The 19,323-nt window shown below is 68.1% G+C and carries 18 protein-coding genes; 10 read left to right on the top strand and 8 right to left on the bottom strand.

Translation table 11 applies throughout. The features are described 5' to 3' along the window. The first annotated feature begins 122 nt into the window (after positions 1 to 122). Positions 123 to 989, top strand: a complete 867-nt coding sequence (locus tag ACW173_RS24385) for a transglycosylase SLT domain-containing protein (protein ID WP_492082738.1) — start codon at positions 123 to 125, stop codon at positions 987 to 989. A 143-nt stretch (positions 990 to 1,132) separates the two neighbouring features. On the opposite strand, the gene ACW173_RS24380 is transcribed toward ACW173_RS24385, so the two are convergent. Beyond that, a complete protein-coding gene (locus ACW173_RS24380; protein WP_492082737.1) occupies positions 1,133 to 2,320 on the bottom strand; it encodes a CaiB/BaiF CoA transferase family protein in 1,188 nt (395 codons plus the stop codon). Positions 2,321 to 2,399: 79 nt separating this feature from the next. Beyond that, the gene (locus ACW173_RS24375; protein ID WP_492082736.1) at positions 2,400 to 4,193 is read right to left on the bottom strand and encodes a hybrid sensor histidine kinase/response regulator; all 1,794 of its coding nucleotides are present in this window, start codon (positions 4,191 to 4,193) and stop codon (positions 2,400 to 2,402) included. A 153-nt stretch (positions 4,194 to 4,346) separates the two neighbouring features. On the opposite strand from ACW173_RS24375, the gene spbR reads away from it, so the two are divergent. Further along, a complete protein-coding gene (spbR, locus tag ACW173_RS24370; RefSeq protein WP_492082735.1) occupies positions 4,347 to 5,495 on the top strand; it encodes a pole-localized protein SpbR in 1,149 nt (382 codons plus the stop codon). A 95-nt stretch (positions 5,496 to 5,590) separates the two neighbouring features. Continuing rightward, positions 5,591 to 6,355, top strand: coding sequence for an NUDIX hydrolase (locus ACW173_RS24365; RefSeq protein WP_492082734.1), 765 nt, complete (start codon positions 5,591 to 5,593; stop codon positions 6,353 to 6,355). 10 nt (positions 6,356 to 6,365) lie between these two features. Here the strand turns inward: ACW173_RS24365 and ACW173_RS24360 are convergent, their stop codons facing one another. The 4 genes from ACW173_RS24360 to ACW173_RS24345 form a co-directional block, all read right to left on the bottom strand. Further along, positions 6,366 to 7,004 carry an ABC-type transport auxiliary lipoprotein family protein gene (locus tag ACW173_RS24360; RefSeq protein WP_492082733.1) on the bottom strand — a complete coding sequence of 213 codons (639 nt, stop codon included), beginning with the start codon at positions 7,002 to 7,004 and terminating at the stop codon, positions 6,366 to 6,368. Then, on the bottom strand, positions 7,001 to 7,939 hold the full coding sequence (locus ACW173_RS24355) for an MlaD family protein (protein ID WP_492082732.1): 939 nt from the start codon (positions 7,937 to 7,939) through the stop codon (positions 7,001 to 7,003). The genes ACW173_RS24360 and ACW173_RS24355 overlap by 4 nt, the downstream gene beginning before the upstream one ends. 126 nt (positions 7,940 to 8,065) lie before the next feature. Continuing rightward, positions 8,066 to 8,884, bottom strand: coding sequence for an ABC transporter ATP-binding protein (locus tag ACW173_RS24350; protein WP_492082731.1), 819 nt, complete (start codon positions 8,882 to 8,884; stop codon positions 8,066 to 8,068). After that, positions 8,881 to 9,996, bottom strand: a complete 1,116-nt coding sequence (locus ACW173_RS24345) for an ABC transporter permease (protein WP_492082730.1) — start codon at positions 9,994 to 9,996, stop codon at positions 8,881 to 8,883. Before ACW173_RS24345 ends, ACW173_RS24350 begins: the two co-directional genes overlap by 4 nt. Positions 9,997 to 10,040: 44 nt before the next feature. Between ACW173_RS24345 and ACW173_RS24340 the strand changes: the two genes are divergently transcribed. After that, positions 10,041 to 10,193: a hypothetical protein gene (locus tag ACW173_RS24340; protein ID WP_492082729.1), complete on the top strand. Its 153-nt coding sequence runs from the start codon at positions 10,041 to 10,043 to the stop codon at positions 10,191 to 10,193. 60 nt (positions 10,194 to 10,253) lie between these two features. Further along, complete coding sequence (locus tag ACW173_RS24335) at positions 10,254 to 11,816, top strand: methyl-accepting chemotaxis protein (RefSeq protein WP_492082728.1); 1,563 nt, start codon at positions 10,254 to 10,256, stop codon at positions 11,814 to 11,816. A 13-nt stretch (positions 11,817 to 11,829) separates the two neighbouring features. Here the strand turns inward: ACW173_RS24335 and ACW173_RS24330 are convergent, their stop codons facing one another. Beyond that, on the bottom strand, positions 11,830 to 12,882 hold the full coding sequence (locus ACW173_RS24330; protein WP_492082727.1) for a LacI family DNA-binding transcriptional regulator: 1,053 nt from the start codon (positions 12,880 to 12,882) through the stop codon (positions 11,830 to 11,832). A 248-nt stretch (positions 12,883 to 13,130) separates the two neighbouring features. Here ACW173_RS24330 and ACW173_RS24325 point away from each other — a divergent pair, with 248 nt between their 5' ends. The 3 genes from ACW173_RS24325 to ACW173_RS24315 all read left to right on the top strand — a co-directional run bounded on the left by ACW173_RS24325 (position 13,131) and on the right by ACW173_RS24315 (position 16,275). Beyond that, positions 13,131 to 14,387 carry an MFS transporter gene (locus ACW173_RS24325; RefSeq protein ID WP_492082726.1) on the top strand — a complete coding sequence of 419 codons (1,257 nt, stop codon included), beginning with the start codon at positions 13,131 to 13,133 and terminating at the stop codon, positions 14,385 to 14,387. Between the two features lie 13 nt (positions 14,388 to 14,400). Beyond that, entirely contained in the window at positions 14,401 to 15,207 is an 807-nt protein-coding gene (locus ACW173_RS24320) for a TrmH family RNA methyltransferase (RefSeq protein WP_492082725.1), read from the top strand. Positions 15,208 to 15,294: 87 nt separating this feature from the next. After that, positions 15,295 to 16,275, top strand: a complete 981-nt coding sequence (locus ACW173_RS24315) for an alpha/beta hydrolase (protein WP_492082724.1) — start codon at positions 15,295 to 15,297, stop codon at positions 16,273 to 16,275. Positions 16,276 to 16,365: 90 nt separating this feature from the next. Here the strand turns inward: ACW173_RS24315 and ACW173_RS24310 are convergent, their stop codons facing one another. Next, the gene (locus ACW173_RS24310) at positions 16,366 to 17,085 is read right to left on the bottom strand and encodes a helix-turn-helix transcriptional regulator (protein ID WP_492082723.1); all 720 of its coding nucleotides are present in this window, start codon (positions 17,083 to 17,085) and stop codon (positions 16,366 to 16,368) included. A 94-nt stretch (positions 17,086 to 17,179) separates the two neighbouring features. Here ACW173_RS24310 and ACW173_RS24305 point away from each other — a divergent pair, with 94 nt between their 5' ends. Both ACW173_RS24305 and ACW173_RS24300 read left to right on the top strand, forming a co-directional pair. Continuing rightward, a complete protein-coding gene (locus ACW173_RS24305) occupies positions 17,180 to 17,908 on the top strand; it encodes a glutathione S-transferase family protein (RefSeq protein WP_492082722.1) in 729 nt (242 codons plus the stop codon). Positions 17,909 to 18,237: 329 nt separating this feature from the next. Beyond that, complete coding sequence (locus tag ACW173_RS24300; protein WP_492082721.1) at positions 18,238 to 19,008, top strand: FadR/GntR family transcriptional regulator; 771 nt, start codon at positions 18,238 to 18,240, stop codon at positions 19,006 to 19,008. Positions 19,009 to 19,323 lie beyond the last annotated feature (315 nt).

Genomic DNA, 19,323 nt, shown 5'->3' with positions numbered 1-19,323 from the left:
TCGTAATCCGCGTGACGATTTGTCTTACGTCTGTAAGAATGGGTGCGGCATCTCGTCTCCGGACCCCAGCTCCGGAACGTGGTTAATCCTGAATTAACCATAGTCGCCGACTCCTGAGGCCCATGCCCGCCGTCAGTTCCATCCGCAGCGTCGTCGAGTCGGCGATCCAGCGCGCTTCCAGCGCGACCGGGGTCGACTTCACGTTCCTGATGGGCACGGCCAAGCGCGAGAGCGGCTTCAATCCGGCGGCCAAGGCCCGGACGTCGTCGGCCTCGGGCCTGTTCCAGTTCGTTGACCAGACCTGGCTGTCCACGCTGAAGAAGCACGGCGCCAAGTACGGCTACGCCCGTTACGCCGACCTGATCAGCCAGGGCTCGGACGGCCGTTTCCGTGTCGACGGCGACGAGGCCCGCAAGGCCGTGCTCGGCCTGAAGACCGATCCGCACGCCGCTTCGTTGATGGCCGGCGAGCTGGCCAGCGACCACGCCTCGTACCTGCGCGGCCGGGTAGGACGCGACCCCACGGCCGGCGAGCTGTACGCCGCCCACTTCCTGGGTCCGTCGGGTTCAGCCCGTCTGATCCAGGCCGCCACCGCCTCGCCGGGCGCCAGCGCCGCGGCCATGTTCCCGGACGCCGCCCAGGCCAACAGGTCGATCTTCTACAAGGAAGGCCGCGCCGCCACGGTGGGCGAGGTCTACGCCAACCTGACCAAGACCGGCGGCGCGACCCGCGTCGACATGGGGCCGGCTCAGCCGGTGGTCGCCCCCGACCAGGGCTTCATGCAGTACGCCAGCGGTCGCCGGCTGGAGCGCATCCGCCAACAGGAGGCGATGGTCGACCTGATCCTGCGCGGCTCGCAGGACGCTGGCGGCCCGTTCGGCAACACCGACAAGGCCAGCATGGGCGGCGGTCAACGCCTGGCCAGCTCGATGTTCTCGGCCGAGATGCTGCGCGTGCTGGCCGACGCCAACGAGAAGGTCAAACGCTAGACCTCGATCCGGCTCCCCGGCGAAAGCCGGGGTCCAGGTCTCGGAGTGCTGGGCTGACTGGACTGGCGCGGCGCTTCTAGAGTTCGCCCCAACAGTCTTCCATCTGGGTCCCGGCTTTCGCCGGGAAGACGGATTTGGAGTGGCTAGGCGGAGGCGGAAATCAGAGCGGCGACCCGATCCTCGTCCCACCCCAATTCCCTGAACACCGCCGCCGTATCCACGCCTAGCTTGGGCGCGGGCCCGCGCGGACCGTCCTCTGAACCGGGGAAACGCGCTGGACCAGCCGGGGCCTTGAACGTGCCGCCCGCGCCGTCAGGCGTGTCGACGAAGCAGCCCGCCGCCTCGGCCTGGGCGTCGTCGACCAGTTCGCGCGGGGTCTGATAAGGCGCCCAGGTGATGTCACCGGCGTCCAGGGCCTCGGCGGCGTCGTCATAGGCCATGGCGCCGAACGCTTCGTCCAGGATATCGACCAGCGCCTGGCCGTTCTCGCGGCGGGCCTTGGCGGAGGCGAAGCGCGGATCCTCGACCAGCTCGGGCCGGCCGGCGGCGGCGGCGATGCGCGGCCAGTCGACCGAGCCCTGGCGCGGCAACAAGCAGATCCAACGGCCGTCGGCGGTCTTGTAGAAGTTGGCCAGTGGTTGAACCGCCTCGCGCCGGCCACGCGTGGACGCCAGTTTCCCGAAGCGCAGCTGGATCGCCATGTCCGAACCGATGGCGTAGACGCCGGTGCGCAGCAGCGAGGTCTCGACCAGCCGCCCGACGCCCGTGCGGCTGCGCTCGTGCACCGCCGCGAGGATCGCGGACACCGTGGCCAATGAGGTGACGTGGTCGCCCATGCCGGTGCGGATCGGGAAGGGCTCGGTCCCCTTCGGTGCGGTGATCGCCCCGACTCCGGCTCGCGACCAGAAGGCCGCCACGTCCATGCCGGGCTTGTCGCGATCAGGACCGGTCAGGCCGTAGCCCGTCAGGCTGCAATAGATCAGCCGCGGATTGACCGCCTTCAGCGTCTCGAAGTCCAGGCCGGCGCGAGCCAGGGCGGCGGGGCGGACATTGGTCAGGAAGATGTCGGCGGTCGCGGCCAGAGCCTTCAGCGCGTCACGGCCCAGGTCGCCGCGGATGTCCAGCACCACCGCCCGCTTGCCGCGATTGTCGAGCTCGAAGATCGGATTGGCGTCCTGATCCGAACCGATGGTGTCGAAGAAGCGTCGCATCGGATCGCCCTCGGGCGACTCGACCTTGATCACCTCGGCGCCCCAGTCGGCCATGATCCCGGCCGCGCCGGGGGCGGCGATATAGGTCGCCAGCTCGACGACCCGCAGTCCCTCCAGCATCGTTCTCTCCCTTTTTCTCGTTGGGGGGAGGATGGGCGCGGAGAGCCTATGGGGGAAGGCTTACCTTAGGAGAGGCTACTCAGGCGGCTTCAGGCTTGGCCAGGTTGCGGTCGAGGGCGGCGGCGTCGGCCAGGGCGCGGGCCACGGCGGCCACACTGACCGGCTTGCGCAGGGTGAGGTCGGCGCCGGCGTCGAGGAATTCGGAGGCTTCCTCGCCATCGCCGTCGATGACCGCCACGATGGGCGTGTAACGGTTTGGACCCTCGGCCTCGCGCAGCGAAGCGGCGGCGCCCGGGCCGTCCAGCACCGGCATGCGGTGGTCGAACATCAGCAAATCGAACTCGGCGATCTTGGCCAGGTCGGCCGCGCGGCGGCCATTCTGGGCGTGGACCACCTGGTGGCCCAACTGCTCCAGGATGGCGCGCAGCATGGCCGCGTTCAGGGCGTCGTCCTCGGCGATCAGCACGCGCAGCGCGCGCGGCGTCCCGGGCGCCTCGGTCGAGACGGCATCCAGCTCCTGCTCCAGCTCGCACTCGGCGACGGCGTCGAAGGGCAGGGTCAGGGTGAAGCAACTGCCGACGCCCACGGCGCTGCGGGCCTCCAGGGAGCCGCCCATCAGCCGCGCCAGTTGGCGCGACAGCGATAGGCCCAGGCCCGCGCCGTTGACGCCGGCGCCGGTGCGTTCGACACGGCGGAAGGGTTCAAAGGCCTGCTCCATCTCGTCGGGCGTCAGGCCGGGACCGGTGTCGGCGACGTCGATGGCCACCACGCCCTCGCGGAGCTCCAGACGGATCTCGATGCGGCCGCGCACGGTGTATTTGACCGCGTTGCCCAGCACGTTGGCGATGATCTGGCGGGTGCGCAGGGCGTCGGCGACAACCGCGCCCTTGTCGCGACCGCGCAGTAGCGGATCGATGTGGACGGCCAGTTCCAGGCCCTTGGTGGCGGCGTGGGGCTTGTCCAGCAGAACCAGGTCCTGGACCAGGCGGATAGGGTCGAACGGCTGGGTCTCGACATTGAGACGGCCGGACTCGGCGGTCTCGCTGTCGAGGGTGGCGTTCAACACCGAGATCAGGTCCTGGGCCGCGTCCAGGGCGGCGTTCAGCTGTTCGCGTGACGGCGCGGCGCGACCGCCCTTGCCGGCGGCGGCGGCCAGAACGTGGGTGACGCCGGTCAGGCCGTTGCGGATCTCGTGGCTGAGGGTGGCGACGATGTCGGACTTGCTGCGAGCGACACGCTCGGCCTCCTCAAGCACGCGCAAGCGCTCGTCGACCAACTCCTCGTGCGAGACGGCCAGGTCGTGCTGGCGGCGGAACATGCGGTTGAGGATCAGGCCCAGGGTCAGGGCCAGGGCCGTCGCGCCCCAGGTCAGCTCGCCGGCCTGGCGGCCGTCCGGGTGCGAGAACTGGGCGATCAGCGGGCCGGCGGCGGCCAGCGGGGCGACGATCAACAGGGCCGGCAGGTACGGGGCGGCGAAGAACGCGCACAACACCGCGCCGGCCGTGGCCAGCATCAGCAGGGTGTCGCGAGCGGGGCCGGCGCCTTGAGCGAAGGCCGAGATCTGCACGACGCTCAGCGCCCAGAGCACGCCGCACAGCACCTGGATCCGGGCGCGGCGGTTAAGATCTTGCGACGCATCGTCGCGCAGCCAGTTCACCGCGGCGTAGAAGGCGCCCCAGTTGATCGCGAAGATCGCGAAGCTGGCGCTCATCCAGACGCGGTTGACCGCGAAGGACCCAACCCACACGAACAGGGCCAGACTGACGGCGAAAACGCCCAGCGCATAAGGCAAAAGCGCGGCCTGGGCGTCCAGGGCCTTGGCCAGTCGGGCGCCATCCATCGGGCTTGTCTTCAGGCGGCGCTCGGCGAGCAAGGTCGCGCTCCTCTTCAGTCCGCGCGCACCCTAGCGGATCGTGGTTTGTACCCGGTTACGGGACATCGTTAATCCACAGGTTCCTGGTTCAATCGATCATTAAGCCTAACCGCCCACCATGCGACTCCAAGCATAGCTCTCCGCAGGCGAACCATGGCCACGACACGCGCTGCACTCACCGACTCCGATATTCGCATGCTCGTGAAGGGCGCGACGCCCGACGAGCGCGCCCTGGCGGCGCACAAGCTTTGCCGGAACATCGACCGCGCCGTCATGACCGACGAGGAGCGCCAGGTCGCGCACGACATCCTGCGGGTGATGGCCGCCGACGCCGCCGAGCTGGTCCGCCGCGCCATGGCGGTCACGCTCAAGAACTCCCAGGCCCTGCCGGCCGACGTCGCCAACCGCCTGGCGCGCGACGTCGAGAGCGTCAGCCTGCCGATCATCAGCTTCTCGCCGGTGTTCACCGACACCGATTTGGCCGAGATCGTCCGCGTGGGCGGCCCTGTGCGCCAGATGGCGGTGGCCAAGCGCCCCAAGCTGTCGGCCAAGATCACCACGATGCTGGTCGAGCAGGGCAACGAGGACGTGGTCGCCACGGCCTGCGCCAACGACAACGCCCGCTTCTCGGAAGTCGCGTTGCAAAAGGCCCTGGACCGCTTCGCCAAGTCGGAACACGTGCTGCAGGCCGTCGCTTACCGGGCGGCCCTGCCGATGGCGGTGACCGAGCGCCTGATCGAGATGGTCGGCGAGCAGCTGCGCGACCACATCCTGACCAACCACGCCTTGTCGGCCGAGTTGACGATGGAGTTGATCGTCGGCGCCAAGGAGCGGGCCACGATCGACCTGGTGGACCAGGCCGGCCGCGCCTCCGATCCCAAGGCCTTCGTCGCTCACCTGCAGAAGGTCGGCCGCCTGTCGCCGTCGCTGATCCTGCGGTCCCTGGCCCATGGCCACATGACCTTCTTCGAGTGGGCCGTGGCCGAGCTGGCCGGCGTGCCGCACCACCGCACTTGGTTGATGATCCACGATGCCGGCCCCTTGGGCCTGAAGGCGATCTGCGAGCGCGCCGGCCTGCCGCCGCGCCTGTTCTCCGCCTTCCGCGCGGGTGTCGACGCCTTCCACGGGCTGGAGTTCGACGGCGGAGCGCACGATCGCGCGCGCTTCCAGGAGCACATGATCCAGCGCTTCCTGACCTCGCCGCACACGGTCTCTCGCGAGGACAACGAGTACCTGCTGGAACGCATGGACCGCAGCAGCAACAAGCGTCGGGCCGACCGCAAGGACCAGGGCGCCGCCTAAGCTCCAAAGCTAAACGAGAAAGCCAAGCGGGAAAGCTAAACGGTCGTTCGAAAGAAGTCTGGGCAAGCGCACGCGGCGGCGCCAGACTTCCTGGCATGTCTGACTCCATGCCGGGCGCGATCCGACCCGCCGCCACCGTACTGCTGCTTCGAGACGCGCCTTCGTTCGAGGTGCTGATGGTCAAGCGGCACCACCAGATCGACTTCGCGGCCGGGGCCCTGGTGTTCCCGGGCGGCAAGAGCCATCAGGGCGACAGCGACCCGCGCTGGCGCGACCTGGCGATCGGCTTTGACGAGGTCGGTCATGATGGCGTGGCCTTGCGCATCGCCGCCCTCCGCGAAGCCTATGAAGAAGCCGGGGTTCTGCTGGCCCGCGACCGGGATGGGGCCTTCTATGCCGGTGAGGCGGCCAAGGACATCCGGGACGCGGTGGCGCGGGACAAGGTCGCCTTCATCGACGTGGTCGAGGACCTGGGGCTTAGGCTGGATCTGTCGGCGCTGACCGTCTTCGCCCGCTGGATCACGCCCAAACCGATGCCCAAGCGCTTCGACACCTGGTTCTACGTGGCCCACGCGCCGCTGGCCCAGCAGGCCATCTGCGACGGCCACGAGGCGGTTGACGCCGAGTGGATCGCGCCGGGCCTCGCGCTGGAGCTGGCGGCCTCTGGCCGGCGCAAGGTGATCTTCCCAACGCGCATGAACCTGCGGCTGTTGGCCGAGAGCGCCGACCCCGCCGACGCGGTGGCGCGGGCCGAGGCGCGTGAACTGGTCACTGTCGAGCCTTGGATCGACGGGCCGGTGCTGCGAATCCAGGAGAACGCCGGGTATGGGCCAGTGACGGAGCCCCTAGACGCTCTTTGAGCGTGGTCCCTCATCCCTTCAGGCCAGACCCCGACGCGTTGACCCAAGCCACGATGTCGCCCAGCACCTTGGCCACCGCCTGGTCGTAGGCCGGCACGATGGCGCCGACGCGGTTGTCGGTCGCCTTCACGCGGGCCTCGAAGATCTGGTCGCCGACCAGGGCGCGGTCCTGGCTGCGGGTGAGCACGCTCCGCACGCGCACGACCACTTCCGGCGCGGCCTTCGGGCCGTTGACGTAATCGGCCTCGAAGGTCCGCACTTCCAGGCGCAGCATCATGTCGGCCTTGGCCACCTCGCCGCGACCGATCAGGCGGGCGCGACCGGGGTCGTTCTCGAAGGCGCGGGCGGTGGCTTCCTCGAACAGCACGAAGGCCGGCGAGACCCAGCGGGCGTCGGCGATATAGGCCATCTCGCCATTGGTGCTGGTCAGGATGCGGTCGCCGGCGGCGGCGCGGGTGAAGGACGAGGGCGTCTTCAACACCCCGAACATAGTCCCCGGAGGACCCTTGGGCACACTGACTTCGGCCTCGCCGAAGCGGTAGAGGCTGGCCGGCTCGGCCTTCGGGAAGAGGCTGATGCAGCCGGAGAGGCCGACGGCCAGGGCGGCCACCGTCATCAGGCGTGCGGCGTTGCGGATCATCGGGTTCACGGCTTGACCTCCATTTCCTTGGCGGGCGCCTTGCTGACCAAGCCTCGAGGATTCTGTTCGACGTCGGCGACCAGGCGGTCCAGGGACTCGGCGGCCGACTGCAGGGTGACGATGGCCGACGAAAGCTGCGGCAGACCGGTGGTGGCGAAGTCCGTGGTCGGGCCTTCCAGCTTGCCGACCATGCCGCGGGCGTCCTTGGCGGCGGACTTCAGCTCGGCGGCGGCGTCGCCCAGTTCCTTCAGGGTCCGCTTGGCGTCGCCCCCGACCAGGCCATTGGCGTTGTTGGTCAGGTTGGTGATCGACTGAGCGGTCTGGTCGATGCTCTGCAGCGCCTTCTGGGCGTCGGCGATGATCTCCTTGCGCTCGCGCAGTTCGGCGGTGACCGCCTGTACGTCGCTGAGCGAGGCGCTGAAGGTCTTGATATTCTGGTCCGAAAGGACCCGGTTGACGCGGTCCAGGGCCTCGATGGTGCGGGTCAGCACCGTGCCGCCGCCTTCCAGCAGGTCGGAGAGGGCGCTGCGCTGGCTACGCAGGACCGGGACCTTGCCGTTCTTGACGGTGTCCTTCAGCAGCTCCTTGGTCGGCGAGCCTGCGGTAATCTGGACATAGTTGACGCCCGTGATGCCCTGCGGCTCCAGAGTGGCGTAGCTGTCGACCTTGATCGGCACATCCGAGGTCACTCGCACGCGGGCGATCACGCGGTTGGGGTCGGTCTTGTCCAGCTCGATGCGGCTGACCTCGCCGACCTTGATGCCGTTGAAGTGCACCTCGCCGCCTTGCGAAAGGCCGCGCACGGGACCGATGAACAGGATGTCATAGAGGTCGTAGTCGCGGCTGAAGCTGACCTTGGCTAGCCAGACGACGAAGATCACCAGCCCCATGAACAGGGCCAGCGATATGGCCCCGACCAGGGCGTAGTTGGCGTTTCTTTCCATCAGAAGTCGGTCCTCGCCTAGAGCATGACGCCGAAAGTGGAAACCGGTTTCGGTTTAAGTCATGCTCTAAATATTTGATTTAAATACCTTTCCTTTCAAGCGACGTCCGTTTGAAAGGAAAGGTATTTATGGCGGATCCTCGGCGGTCGCGGCGGCGCGACCTCGGGGGCCCAGGAAGTATTGCTTGATCCAGGGATGGTCCGAACGCTCGAGCTCGCGCACGGGCGCCACGGCCACCACCTTTTTGTCGGCCAGTACGGCGACGCGGTCGGTGATGGCGTAGAGGCTGTCCAGATCGTGGGTGATCATGAAGACGGTCAGATCCAGGCTGTCCGACAGGTCCTTGATCAGCGCGTCGAAGGCCTGGGCGCCGATCGGATCCAGGCCGGCGGTGGGTTCGTCCAGGAACAGGAGCTCGGGGTCCATGGCCAGGGCGCGGGCCAGGCCGGCGCGCTTGCGCATGCCGCCCGACAGCTCGGCGGGCTTGAGCAGAGCCGCGCGGGCGGGCAGGCCGACCATGGCGATCTTCAGATCGGCGATCTCCTCGACCTCGCGGCGGGGCAGCTTGGTGTGCTCGAAGAGCGGCGCGGCGACGTTCTCGCGCACCGTCAGGTTCGAAAACAGGGCGCCCTGCTGGAAGAGGACGCCCCAGCGGCGCTCGACCGACGACCACCGCCGGCGCGAGGCCGTGCGCATATCGCCGCCGAACAGCCGGACCGTGCCGCCATCGGGAGCCTTCAGGCCGATGATGGTGTTCAGCAGCACCGATTTACCGGTGCCGGAGCCTCCGACAACGCCCAGCACCTCGCCGCGCTCGACCTTCAGGTCCAGGCCATCATGCACGGTGTTGTCGCCGAAGCACGAGACCAGGCCCCGCACGTCGATGGGATGCTTCTCGGCGTCGGCCGTGTCGATCGCTGGCGGGATGGCGGCGGGGCCGGTCATATGTCCAGCTCCATGTAGACCAGGGCGAAGACGGCATCGATCAGGATGATGGCGAAGATGGCGTGCACCACCGCCGCCGTCACGCGCCGGCCCAGCGACTCGATGTCGTTGCCGACCTCCATGCCCTGGCGGCAGCCGATCGCGGCGATCACCGCCGCCATCACCGGCGCCTTGGACATGCCGATCCAGAAGTGGGTGGCCCCGACGAAATCGATGATCCGCTGCAGGAAGAAGGTCGGCGACAGGTCCAGCACGACCCAGACCACCAGCATGCCGCCGGCCAGGCCAGCGATGGTCGCCACGAAAACCAGCAGCGGAATGGTGAAGAGCAGGGCCGCGAAGCGGGGCAAGACCAGCGCCTCATAGGGGTCCACGCCCATGACCTGCATGGCGTCGATCTCCTGGTTCATCTTCATCGAGCCGATCTCGGCGGCGAAGCTGGAGGCCGAGCGGCCGGCCAACAGGATGGCGGTGATCAGGATGTTGAATTCGCGCATGACCGAAATGCCGATCAGCTCCACGGAATAGACCTGGGCGCCGAAGTCGGTGAGCATGTTGGCGCCGAGCAGGGCCACCACCGCGCCGATGAAGAAGGTCGTGGTCGCCACGATCGGCATGGCGTCCAGGCCCGCGCGCTCGCACAACGACACCACGGGCGCCCAGCGGATGCGGCGAGGGTCGGCGATGCAGCGACCCAGGGCGACCAGCAGGTGCCCCAGGAAGATCATGGTGCTGTACGCGTCGCCGAACAGGCCGAAGACGCCGCGGCCGATCCGGTCCAGCAGCGCATGGAAGCCGCCGGGGCGCACGGTGGGCTCGGGTTCGACCTGGATGGCGGCGCCGACCAGCTCCAGCAGGCGCAGCACCTCGCGGCGGGCCTGGACCTGCTCGGGCTTGAAGCTGTCGCCGGCCGAGCGGAGAATGGCGTAGGCGCCGGCCGTGTCGCAGCGATTGACACCCGTCAGGTCCAGATCCAGCGCGCGCGGAGCGGCCAACGCTTCGGACAGCCGCAGACCGGCGTCGAACAGACCGCGCGCGGTCCAGTCCCCCGACAGGACCGCCAAGGTCCGGCCGTCCTGTTCGGTCAAGGTGAAGTCCGCGGGAAGCGCCATGAAGTCCTTAGAGGGTCTTTTCTTGGTTATATCCAAGCCCTGCCGTGGACCTGACAAGTGCAAAACGCGCCAAGGCGCAGCTTGGTTCTATTCAAGGCGAGAACGTGGCCGAAAGCTCGAAAGGCGTGGGTGTTTCCCGCGTCATTCCAAAGGGTGTGTCCACGGGCCGCATCGCGCCGAACTTCAATGTTGGTTAACAGATTCCGGTCACCAACGTGGTCAATCAAATCTTACCGTCGAGTCGGAGTTCCAAAGGCATGAGCGCGCACAAGCTTGACCAGCGGATGGCCTTCATGCGCTTCGACGAGCGCTCGCGGTCGGCCTTGCGCGCGATCAAGCCGGTGATCGACGCCGAGATCGGCTCGGCCCTGGGCAAGTTCTACAATCAGGTCCGCACCTTCCCGGAAACGCGCGGCAAGTTCCGCGACGACGCTCACATGGCCGGGGCCGAGCGCGCCCAGGCCGCCCATTGGCGCCGGATCGCTCAGGCCGATTACGGCGACACCTATGTCCGTGACGTCGAGCGCATCGGTCGCGCGCACGTCGACGCCGACCTGAAGCCGCAATGGTACATCGGTGGCTACGCCCTGGTGGCCGAGGAACTGATCCGCGCCGTCGTCGCCAAGCGGGCCAAGGGCCTTTTCAGCAACGCCGCCAAGTCGGACGCCGAACTGGCCGACGGCCTGGCCGCCCTGAACAAGGCGGTGTTCCTGGACATGGAGCTGGCCATCTCCAGCTATCTTTCCCTGCTGCAGGAAGAGCGCGACGCGATGGAAGCGGAGCGCGAAGCCGCCGAGACCCGTCAGGCCGCGGCCGTGAAGGCGGTGGGCGAGGCCCTGTCGCGCCTGGCCGCCGGCGACCTGACCGCCCGCGTCGAGGGCGACCTGGCCCCCGAATTCCAGAGCCTGAAGGTCGATTTCGAACAGGCGGCCGGCGCTCTGGCGGAAGCGATGCGTTCGGTCGAGCACTCGGCCGGCGGCATCCGCTCCGGCGCGGACGAGATCGCCCGCAGCGCCGAGGACCTGTCGCAGCGCACCGAACAGCAGGCCGCCACGCTGGAGCAGACGGCCGCCGCCGTCGAGCAACTGACCAGCGCCGTCGGCAAGACCGCCAAGAGCGCCCGCGAGGTCTCCTCGCGCGTCGGTGAAGCCTCGGCCGAGGCCGAGCGTTCGGGCCAGATCGTCACCCGCGCCGCCGACGCCATGACCAAGATCGAGGCCCAGTCGCAGCAGGTGAACCAGATCCTGGGCATGATCGACGAGATCGCCTTCCAGACCAACCTGCTGGCCCTGAACGCCGGCGTCGAAGCCGCCCGGGCCGGGGATTCCGGCAAGGGTTTCGCTGTCGTCGCGCAGGAGGTGCGGGCCCTGGCTCAGCGCTCGTCGCAGGCGGCCAGCGAGATCAAGTCGTTGATCACCGAGAGCAGCCGGCAGGTCAGCGAAGGCGTCGACCTGGTCGGCCAGACGGGCGAGGCCCTGCGCGGCATCGTCGACAAGGTCGACGGCATCGACACCCTGGTGAACGCTATCGCCGCCTCGGCCAGCGAGCAGGCCACCGCCCTCAATCAGGTCAATTCGGCGGTGAACCAGCTGGACCAGGTGACCCAGCGCAACGCCGCCATGGTCTCGCAGTCAACCGAAGCCACCCACGCCCTGCGCGTCGAGGCCGCCGATCTGTCGAACCGCGTCGGCGCCTTCCGCCTGGGCTCGCGTCCGCAGGTGACCTCGACCTTCCAGTCGACCTATCAGGAGCGTCCGGCCGAGAACCCGGTCCACGCCGCCCGCGCCCGCGTCGCCGCCTTCGCTCGCCCGGGCCGTTAGGCGGCGGTAAGGCCTACTTCGGCGGCGGGGCCGTCGAGGCGCGGTGGATCAGTTCGAAGGGCAGGAGCATGTCGACCGGCCGTTCGGGCGGTTCGCTGCTCTTGGCCCGGGTGATCAGCAACTTGGCCGCCGCCGAGGACATCTCCGCCACCGGCTGACGCACCGTGGTCAGCTGCGGCCGGCTGAAGCGCGAGCTGGGGCTGTCGTCGAAGCCCGCCACCGAAATATCGCCGGGGATCATCAGCCCGGCCTCCGCGATCGCCGCGATGCAGCCCAGGGCCATGTCGTCGTTCGACGCGAAGATCGCCGTCGGGCGGTCGGGTAGGGCCAGCAGGGCCTTGGCCTGCTCAAGCCCCGACTGGAAGGTGAAGTCGCCTTGGCGCACCCAAGCATCGGCCACCGACAGGCCGCGGCCTTTCATGGCGTCCAGATAGCCTTCCCGCCGCGCCTGGCTGGCGCCGTAGCGCGGCTCGCCGACGATGAAGCCGATGCGCTTGTGGCCGAGGTCGGCCAGGTGCTGGGTCATTTCGCGGGCGGCGGCGACGTCGTCCATGTGCACGCGCGGGCCCAGGCCCTCGGCGCGTTCGGGACCGACGCGCACATAGGGCGTGCCGGCCTTGTCCAGGGTTTCCAGCACGCCCGACTTGTCCGAGGAGGGCGGCGTCAGGATCACACCGTCGGGTTTGAGGGCGGCCAGGAAGGCGGCCACGTCCTGGCGCACGTTCGGACCGTCATTGTCGATCAGTTCGATCAGCAGGTGGTAGCCGGCTTCACGGCAGACCAGGGTCGCGCCCAGCTGGATGCGGGACAGGTAGTCCGCGCCGCGCTCGCTTTGCCAGTGGTCGATGGTCAGGGCCGCGTCGACGAAGACGGCGATCACGAACGAGCGCGACCCGGCCAGGCTGCGCGCCGAAAGATTCGGACTGTAACCGAGGTCCCCGGCCGCCTCGAGCACACGGTCGCGCATGGCGGGCCGAACGTTCGGCTCCTTGTTCATCACCCGCGAAACGGTCTTGATCGAGACGCCCGCCTTCGCGGCGACGTCGTAGATCGTCACCGAAGCCATAAACCCGCCCCGACTGCCTTGAGACTCACGCCCATCCGCGCAGACTAGGGCCTGTCGGCGCTAGAAGGAAACTCCCCGCTTAACCTCACGCGACCCCTTGTGCCGTCAGGGACGGACAGTCAGTGTGCCCTCGACGCGGCGCAAGACCGCGCAGAGCCTGTCCGTTTCCGATGTTCCATCGGAAGCGGGCAAACAGGCTCTGGTCGGGAGTTCGGAGCATGGCGGCGCCATGCTCTCGGGGAGGTGTGATGCGGCCTGACGACGGAGCGCGGCCAAAGGAGCCGGTGCGCGCGAATTTCATCGCCGCCTATACCCTCGCGCAGGTCGGGGCCTTCGTATCCTTCCAACCACTGTTGCAGGTGCTGCTGCCCCTGAAGGCCGAGGCGATCGACCATGCCTCCAAGGCGGTGGTGCTGAGTCAGGTCGCCTTCTACGGCGCCATCGTCGCCAGTGTCGCCAACCTTCTGGCGGGCGCGATCAGCGACCGCACCACCTCCCGCTTTGGCCGCCGCCGGCCGTGGATGGTGGTCGGCGCGATCGGCGCCTCCCTGGCCTATCTGGCGATCATGAACGCCAAGACGCCGCTCGCTCTGATCGGCGGCGTGATCCTGTTCCAGCTGACCTTCAACCTGTGCTTTTCGGCCCTGGTGGCGGTGATGCCCGACCGGGTTCCCGACACCCAGAAGGGCATGGTCGCCGCATTCCTCAGTCTCGGAAACCCGATTGGCACGGCCGCCGGCGCGCTGATCATAGGCGGCCTGCTGGTGGTCGAGTGGCAGCGCTACGCGGTGATCTCGGCGGCGCTGCTGCTAGGCCTGGCGCCGTTCGTGATCCGGCTGCGTGACCCGCCGCTGGCCAAGGAGGACGTGCCGCCATTCCATCTGCGCGAGTTTATCGCCGGCCTGTGGGTCAGTCCGCGCAAGCATCCCGACTTCGCCTTCGCCTGGGCGGGCCGGTTCATGGTGCTGGTCGCCTTGAGCCTGGTGCAGTGCTACATGCTCTACTTCCTCCAGGACGTGATGGACTATCCCAAGCTGTTCCCCGGCCGCCGCGCCGAGGAGGGGCTGGCGTTCCTGACGACGGTCTCGACCATCTCCAACGTCGCCCTGGCCATGCTGGGCGGCATGCTGTCCGACCGGCTGAAGCGGCGGAAGCTGTTCGCCTTCGCCTCGGCCGTCGTCCTCGCCGCCTCGATGATCGTCTTCTCGCTGTCGCCCAGCTGGCCGGTGCTGGTGGCGGCCTATGTGGTGTTCGGCTGCGGGGCGGGCTGTTTCTGCGCCGTCGACATCGCCCTGGTCACCCAGGTGCTGCCCTCGCAGCGTGACGCGGGCAAGGACCTGGGGGTGATCAATCTGGCCAATACGCTCCCGCAGGCCCTGGCGCCGGCTCTGGCGGTCTGGAGCCTGGGCCCGACCCACGAGAACTTCCAGCTGTTCTTCCTGATGGCCGCCGGGCTGGCCCTGGCTGGCGGTCTGGCGATCCTGCCGATACGAGGGGTGCGTTAGCCTCGAGGTAGTCGTGCCCCAATTCCGCGTCGTCACCGATCCCGCCGATCCCGCCGTCGCTCCGTTCCGGGCGATCAAGGAGCGCGACCTGGTCGGGCGCGAGGGCCTGTTCATCGCCGAGGGCGAGACGGTGCTGCGGGCCTTCGTCCGCGACGCCCCCGAACGGGTGGTGTCGCTGCTGATCGATCCCAAGCGCCAGGACAAACTGGCGGAGGTGTTCGTCGGCCTGCCGGACGAGACGCCGGTCCACTTCGCCGACCAGGCCGTGCTGGACGCCATCGCCGGCTTCCATCTGCATCGGGGCGTGCTGGCGGTGGGCCGGAAGCCCGAGCCGGTTTCCGCTCGCGACCTGCTGGCGAGTCTGCCCGAGCGCGCTGTCGTGCTGGTGCTGTGCGGTATCGCCAACCACGACAACATCGGCGGCATCTATCGCAACGCCGCCGCCTTCGGGGCCGACGCGGTGGTGCTGGACGCCGACTGCTGCGATCCGCTGTACCGAAAGGCCATCCGCGTCTCGGTCGGGGCGGTGCTGTCCGTGCCCACGGCGCAGTTGGGGCGAGGCGAGGACATCGCCGAGCTGCTCGCGACGACCGGTTTCGAGGGCCTGGCGCTCAGTCCGTCCGCCTCCGAGATCCTGGCTCACCTGAAGCCCGCGCCGCGCACCGCCGTGCTACTGGGCGCTGAGGGACCCGGCTTGACGCCCGAGGTCATGGCCAAGGCGCGGACCATCGGCGTCCCGATGGCGAACGGCTTCGACTCCCTGAACGTGGCGACGACGAGCGGCATCGTCCTGCACCATCTTCGCTTTGCCCAAGTCTAAAAAACTTACGCTAGGAAACCGGTTTCCAAATCGCCCGAAGCGGTTTTAGGGTCGCGCCAGACAACAACCCGTCAGAAGGCTTTTCCCATGCTGAACCGTCGCGGCGCCCTCGCGGCCTTCGTCACCGGCGTCCTGGGATCCCTGACGGCGCGCAAGGCGGAGGCCGCTCCGGTGCAAGCAACTCCGTTGGCCGACCCGACCGAAGTCATCACGCTGTGGCCGAACGGCGCGCCGGGCGGGGAGGGTGTCACGGTCGCCGAGGAGATCCTCGAGCGCGGTGATCCCAAGGGCGTCCGAGACCGGGCCATGGCCCATACCCGCGAGCCGACCCTGGTGGTGTTCCGGCCCAAGAAGCCCAACGGCGCGGCGGTCATGTTGATCCCCGGCGGCGGCTATCAGCGCGTGGTGCTGGACAAGGAAGGCTACGAGATGGGCCGGTGGCTGTCCGATCGTGGCTACACTTGCTTCGTACTGTTCTACCGCATGCCGGCCGATGGCTGGACGGCGGGCGGCGATGCTCCATTGCAAGACGCCCAGCGCGGCATTCGCCTGGTGCGCTCCAAGGCCGCCGAGATGGGCTTCTCGGCCGATCGCTTGGCGATCATGGGCTTCTCGGCCGGCGGTCACTTGGCGGCCAACCTGACCGTTCGGTATGACGCCCAGACCTATGCGTCGATCGACGCCGCCGACCAGCTGCCGGCCAAGCCGAACCTGTCGGCCCTGATCTATCCGGTGATCAGCATGGATCCGGCCATCGCCCACGCCGGCTCGCGCGCCAACCTGCTGACCAAGGACGCCTCGCCCGAGCGCGCCCTGCGGCTGTCGCCGGAGAGGCAGGCGCGGGAGGGGCTGTCGCCGGTGTTCCTGCTGCACGCCGTCGACGACAAGACCGTGCCGGTCGAGAACACCCTGGCCATGTTCGCGGCCCTGAAGGCCAAGGCGATCCCGACCGAGATGCACGTCTTCGAGGAAGGTGGGCACGGTTTCGGCCTGCGTGGCACGCCGGGCAAGCCCGTGGCGGCCTGGCCCGGCCTGTTCGAGACCTTCGCCAAGCGCCACGGGATCTAGCGGCTACTTCGCCGCCGTGGCGAAGATCTTCGATTTCATGGACGTTCCCGAGGGGACAGTGTCCCTGAGCGCGGCCGTCGCGCAAGTCCGTCAGCAGGCGGCCTTTTCCTTCAGCTTCCAGGCGGCGATCTCGGCGTCGCGGAACTTGATCCATTCGCCTCGCAGGACAGCGGGCCGCTTGCCGTGGCGCTCGTCCAGGAACTGAGCCCCGACCACGCGGTCGGTGCGGAAGGTGCGGAAGGCCTCGCGCAGCTCGCACCAGGCGATGATCATCCGGACGGTTTCGCGATAACCGACCGTGACCGGCCAGATCACCCGGGCGCTGATCGCGCCGGCCTCGTCGCTGTAGTCGAGGCGGATCTTGCGGCCGGCGTGAATCCAGGCGCGGACCTGGGCGACGTCGATGCGGTCGGTCTGCGGCTTCCAGGCGGGAGAGGCGGCGGCCGCTGGTTCCAGGACGTAGGGCCGCAGGCGATCGGGGACGGCGGCGGCGATCTTGCTGATCAGGTCGCTGGCGGCCTTGGCCAGCACGGGGTCGCCACGTCCCGCCACCCACTGGGCGCCCAGCACCGCCGCCTCGATCTCGTCGGGGGTCAGCATCAGAGGCGGCATGTCGAAGCCGGCCTCCAGCACGTAGCCCACGCCGGCCTCGCCACGGATCGGGGCCCGCTGGCCGACCAGGGCGGCGATGTCGCGATAGACGCTGCGCTTGGACGTCTCCAGCTCGGAGGCGATGGCGTCGGCGGTCACCGGCGCGCGGCTGCGGCGCAGGATCTGGATGATCTGGAAAAGGCGTTCGGCGCGTCTCATGAGCTCGACTATCGCGGATCGTTGCTGACAGCATGCTGGCAGTAGCCTGGCGGTAGCAAGTCGTCACCACGACATTCGAGATCGGAGAGGGACGATGATCACGCTGTTCGCCGCCGGAGCCGGGTTCGGGCTGCCCGAGATCAGCCCCTATGTGACCAAGACCGAGGTCCAGCTGATGATGGCGGGTCTGCGCTATCGCAAGACCAAGGGCAGCCGCGAGACCGCGCCCAAGGGCCAACTGCCGTGGATCGAGGACGCCGCCCAGGCGATCGGCGACTCCACCTTCATCCGCGCCCATATCGAGCAGAAGTACGATGTCGACCTCGACATGGGCCTTTCCGGCAAGGAGCGCGCCCAGGCCTGGGCGATCGAGCGGATGATCGAGAACCAGTTGGGCTGGGTGTCGAGCTATTTCCGTTTTCTGGATCAGGCCAACTTCGCCAAGGGCCCGGGCCGCTGGTTCGACCAGGCGCCAGAGCATGTCCGCGACGACCTGCGCAAGGGATTGCTGGAAGCGGTGGCGGCCCATGTCCGCGCCGTCGGCGTCGGTCGGCACCTGCGTGAGGAAGTGGTCTGGCTGGGCAGCCTGTCGCTGCGCTCGCTGGACGAATTGCTGGAGGACAAGGTCTATCTGATGCGCGACAGCCATCCGGTCGGGGTCGACGCCACGGCGTTCGCCATGCTGGCGGCGATCATGACGCCCTTCTTCGACTCGCCCTTGCGGCGCGAGGCCGAAAGCTATCCTCGGCTCGTCGACTATGTCGGTCGGATGATGGCTCAATTCTATCCGGCCCATCCCTGGAACCTGCGCCAGGCCGCCTAGGTTGAGATTGCTAGCGAATTGGTCGTACAAATCCCGTAAATTGGTCAGGCCATTTTCCGTTGCATGGCTAGCCAATTTGGCTAAGGTGTTTGGGCGCGACCGGATGGGGTCCTGGCTCTGTTCGGTCGTTCGCTCGTCGACCACACGCGCTGCGTAACTTGCGCTGAACCTCCTCCCGGGGCGGACGACGATGGCGGCCGGAGTCCTTACCCTCCGGCCGCTCGCCGTCCCTGGTAAGGCCACTTGTTCGCGGGCGCTTGTGAGGCGACCGAACCGGCGCTAGTCCTGTGTGACGCGCCGGTCTTGGCGCGCGTCTGCGGCCGCTTACGATGTCGACCCCTCCGTCCACGGAATCCACGCGGCTCTACCAGCAGGTGGCGGCCTCGATCAGCGCCTCGATCGCCGACGGTTCGTTCCAGCCCGGCCAGCGCCTGCCGTCGGAACGCGACCTGGCCGATGAGTTCGGCGTCAGCCGCCCTACCGTCCGTCGCGCCGTCATCGCCCTCGAAATGCGCGGCCTCCTTGAAGCGCGCCAGGGCTCGGGCGTTTACGTCCGCCTGGACCAGCCGCCGCCGCCGGCCAAGGACCTCGACATCGGAGCCTTCGAGCAGGCCGAGGCCCGCCGGTTGTTCGAAGGCGAGGCCGCCGCCCTGGCCGCCACCCTGATCACCGACGAGGAACTGCTCTATCTCGAGACCCTGGTCACCGAGATGAACAGCGAGGAGTCGACCAAGGAGCAGTCCGAACTGGCCGACCGTCAGTTCCACATCTCCATCGCCACGGCCACGCGCAATGTCGCCGTGGCGCGGATCGTCGAAAACACCTGGGACCTGCGCTACCGCTCGCGCCTGTGCATGCAGATGCTGGAAAAGGCCCGGCATGTACGCAAGCGGCCGCTGAAGGACGAGCACCAGGAGATCGTCGAGGCCCTGCGCACCCGCGACCCCAAGGCCGCCCGCGCCGCCATGCAGGCGCACTTGGGCGGGCTGATCGAGAACCTGCTGCTGACCGCCGAGCTGGAGGCCATCGAGCGCACGCGCGAGAGTCTGGCGGCCAAGCGGGAAGAAATCGCGCTCCGGGCGGCCAGCGCCGCGAAGTAGGCTTCCCGACTTCCGCGCAAAAAAAGAGACCGAACCCCCGAAGGAACCCGGCCGCGCCGAGAACGGTGCTGGCGAAGATCGTCTTGTCGAGCTTGTGGCTCATCTCTTCTGGCGGTTGAGGCGACCTCCGCCGGTCGGGGCCAGCTTGTCGGTGATGCCCTAGGTGGCGTTGGCGTTCTCGCCGGTGTTTAGGTTCTTGTGGTCGCCGGTTCGAGCTAATGGCTAATTGGTATGCCCAGCTGATGGCGCATGGCCAGGCCAATTGTTAAGTCGCGTCGTTATTCGACAGGCCGTGGTCTGGGTGATTGAATTTAT

The organism is Caulobacter sp. ALps2 (assembly GCF_058681635.1).
This window is presented reverse-complemented; position numbering and strand designations above follow the sequence as displayed.

What these genes read in the sequence shown, in the direction of transcription:
- ACW173_RS24385 (WP_492082738.1), top strand. Translation starts at nt 123, where the DNA reads ATGCCCGCCGTCAGTTCCATCCGCAGCGTCGTCGAGTCGGCGATCCAG.
- ACW173_RS24380 (WP_492082737.1), bottom strand. Translation starts at nt 2,320, where the DNA reads ATGCTGGAGGGACTGCGGGTCGTCGAGCTGGCGACCTATATCGCCGCC.
- spbR (WP_492082735.1), top strand. Translation starts at nt 4,347, where the DNA reads ATGGCCACGACACGCGCTGCACTCACCGACTCCGATATTCGCATGCTC.
- ACW173_RS24365 (WP_492082734.1), top strand. Translation starts at nt 5,591, where the DNA reads ATGTCTGACTCCATGCCGGGCGCGATCCGACCCGCCGCCACCGTACTG.
- ACW173_RS24355 (WP_492082732.1), bottom strand. Translation starts at nt 7,939, where the DNA reads ATGGAAAGAAACGCCAACTACGCCCTGGTCGGGGCCATATCGCTGGCC.
- ACW173_RS24350 (WP_492082731.1), bottom strand. Translation starts at nt 8,884, where the DNA reads ATGACCGGCCCCGCCGCCATCCCGCCAGCGATCGACACGGCCGACGCC.
- ACW173_RS24345 (WP_492082730.1), bottom strand. Translation starts at nt 9,996, where the DNA reads ATGGCGCTTCCCGCGGACTTCACCTTGACCGAACAGGACGGCCGGACC.
- ACW173_RS24335 (WP_492082728.1), top strand. Translation starts at nt 10,254, where the DNA reads ATGAGCGCGCACAAGCTTGACCAGCGGATGGCCTTCATGCGCTTCGAC.
- ACW173_RS24330 (WP_492082727.1), bottom strand. Translation starts at nt 12,882, where the DNA reads ATGGCTTCGGTGACGATCTACGACGTCGCCGCGAAGGCGGGCGTCTCG.
- ACW173_RS24325 (WP_492082726.1), top strand. Translation starts at nt 13,131, where the DNA reads ATGCGGCCTGACGACGGAGCGCGGCCAAAGGAGCCGGTGCGCGCGAAT.
- ACW173_RS24315 (WP_492082724.1), top strand. Translation starts at nt 15,295, where the DNA reads ATGCTGAACCGTCGCGGCGCCCTCGCGGCCTTCGTCACCGGCGTCCTG.
- ACW173_RS24310 (WP_492082723.1), bottom strand. Translation starts at nt 17,085, where the DNA reads ATGAGACGCGCCGAACGCCTTTTCCAGATCATCCAGATCCTGCGCCGC.
- ACW173_RS24305 (WP_492082722.1), top strand. Translation starts at nt 17,180, where the DNA reads ATGATCACGCTGTTCGCCGCCGGAGCCGGGTTCGGGCTGCCCGAGATC.
- ACW173_RS24300 (WP_492082721.1), top strand. Translation starts at nt 18,238, where the DNA reads ATGTCGACCCCTCCGTCCACGGAATCCACGCGGCTCTACCAGCAGGTG.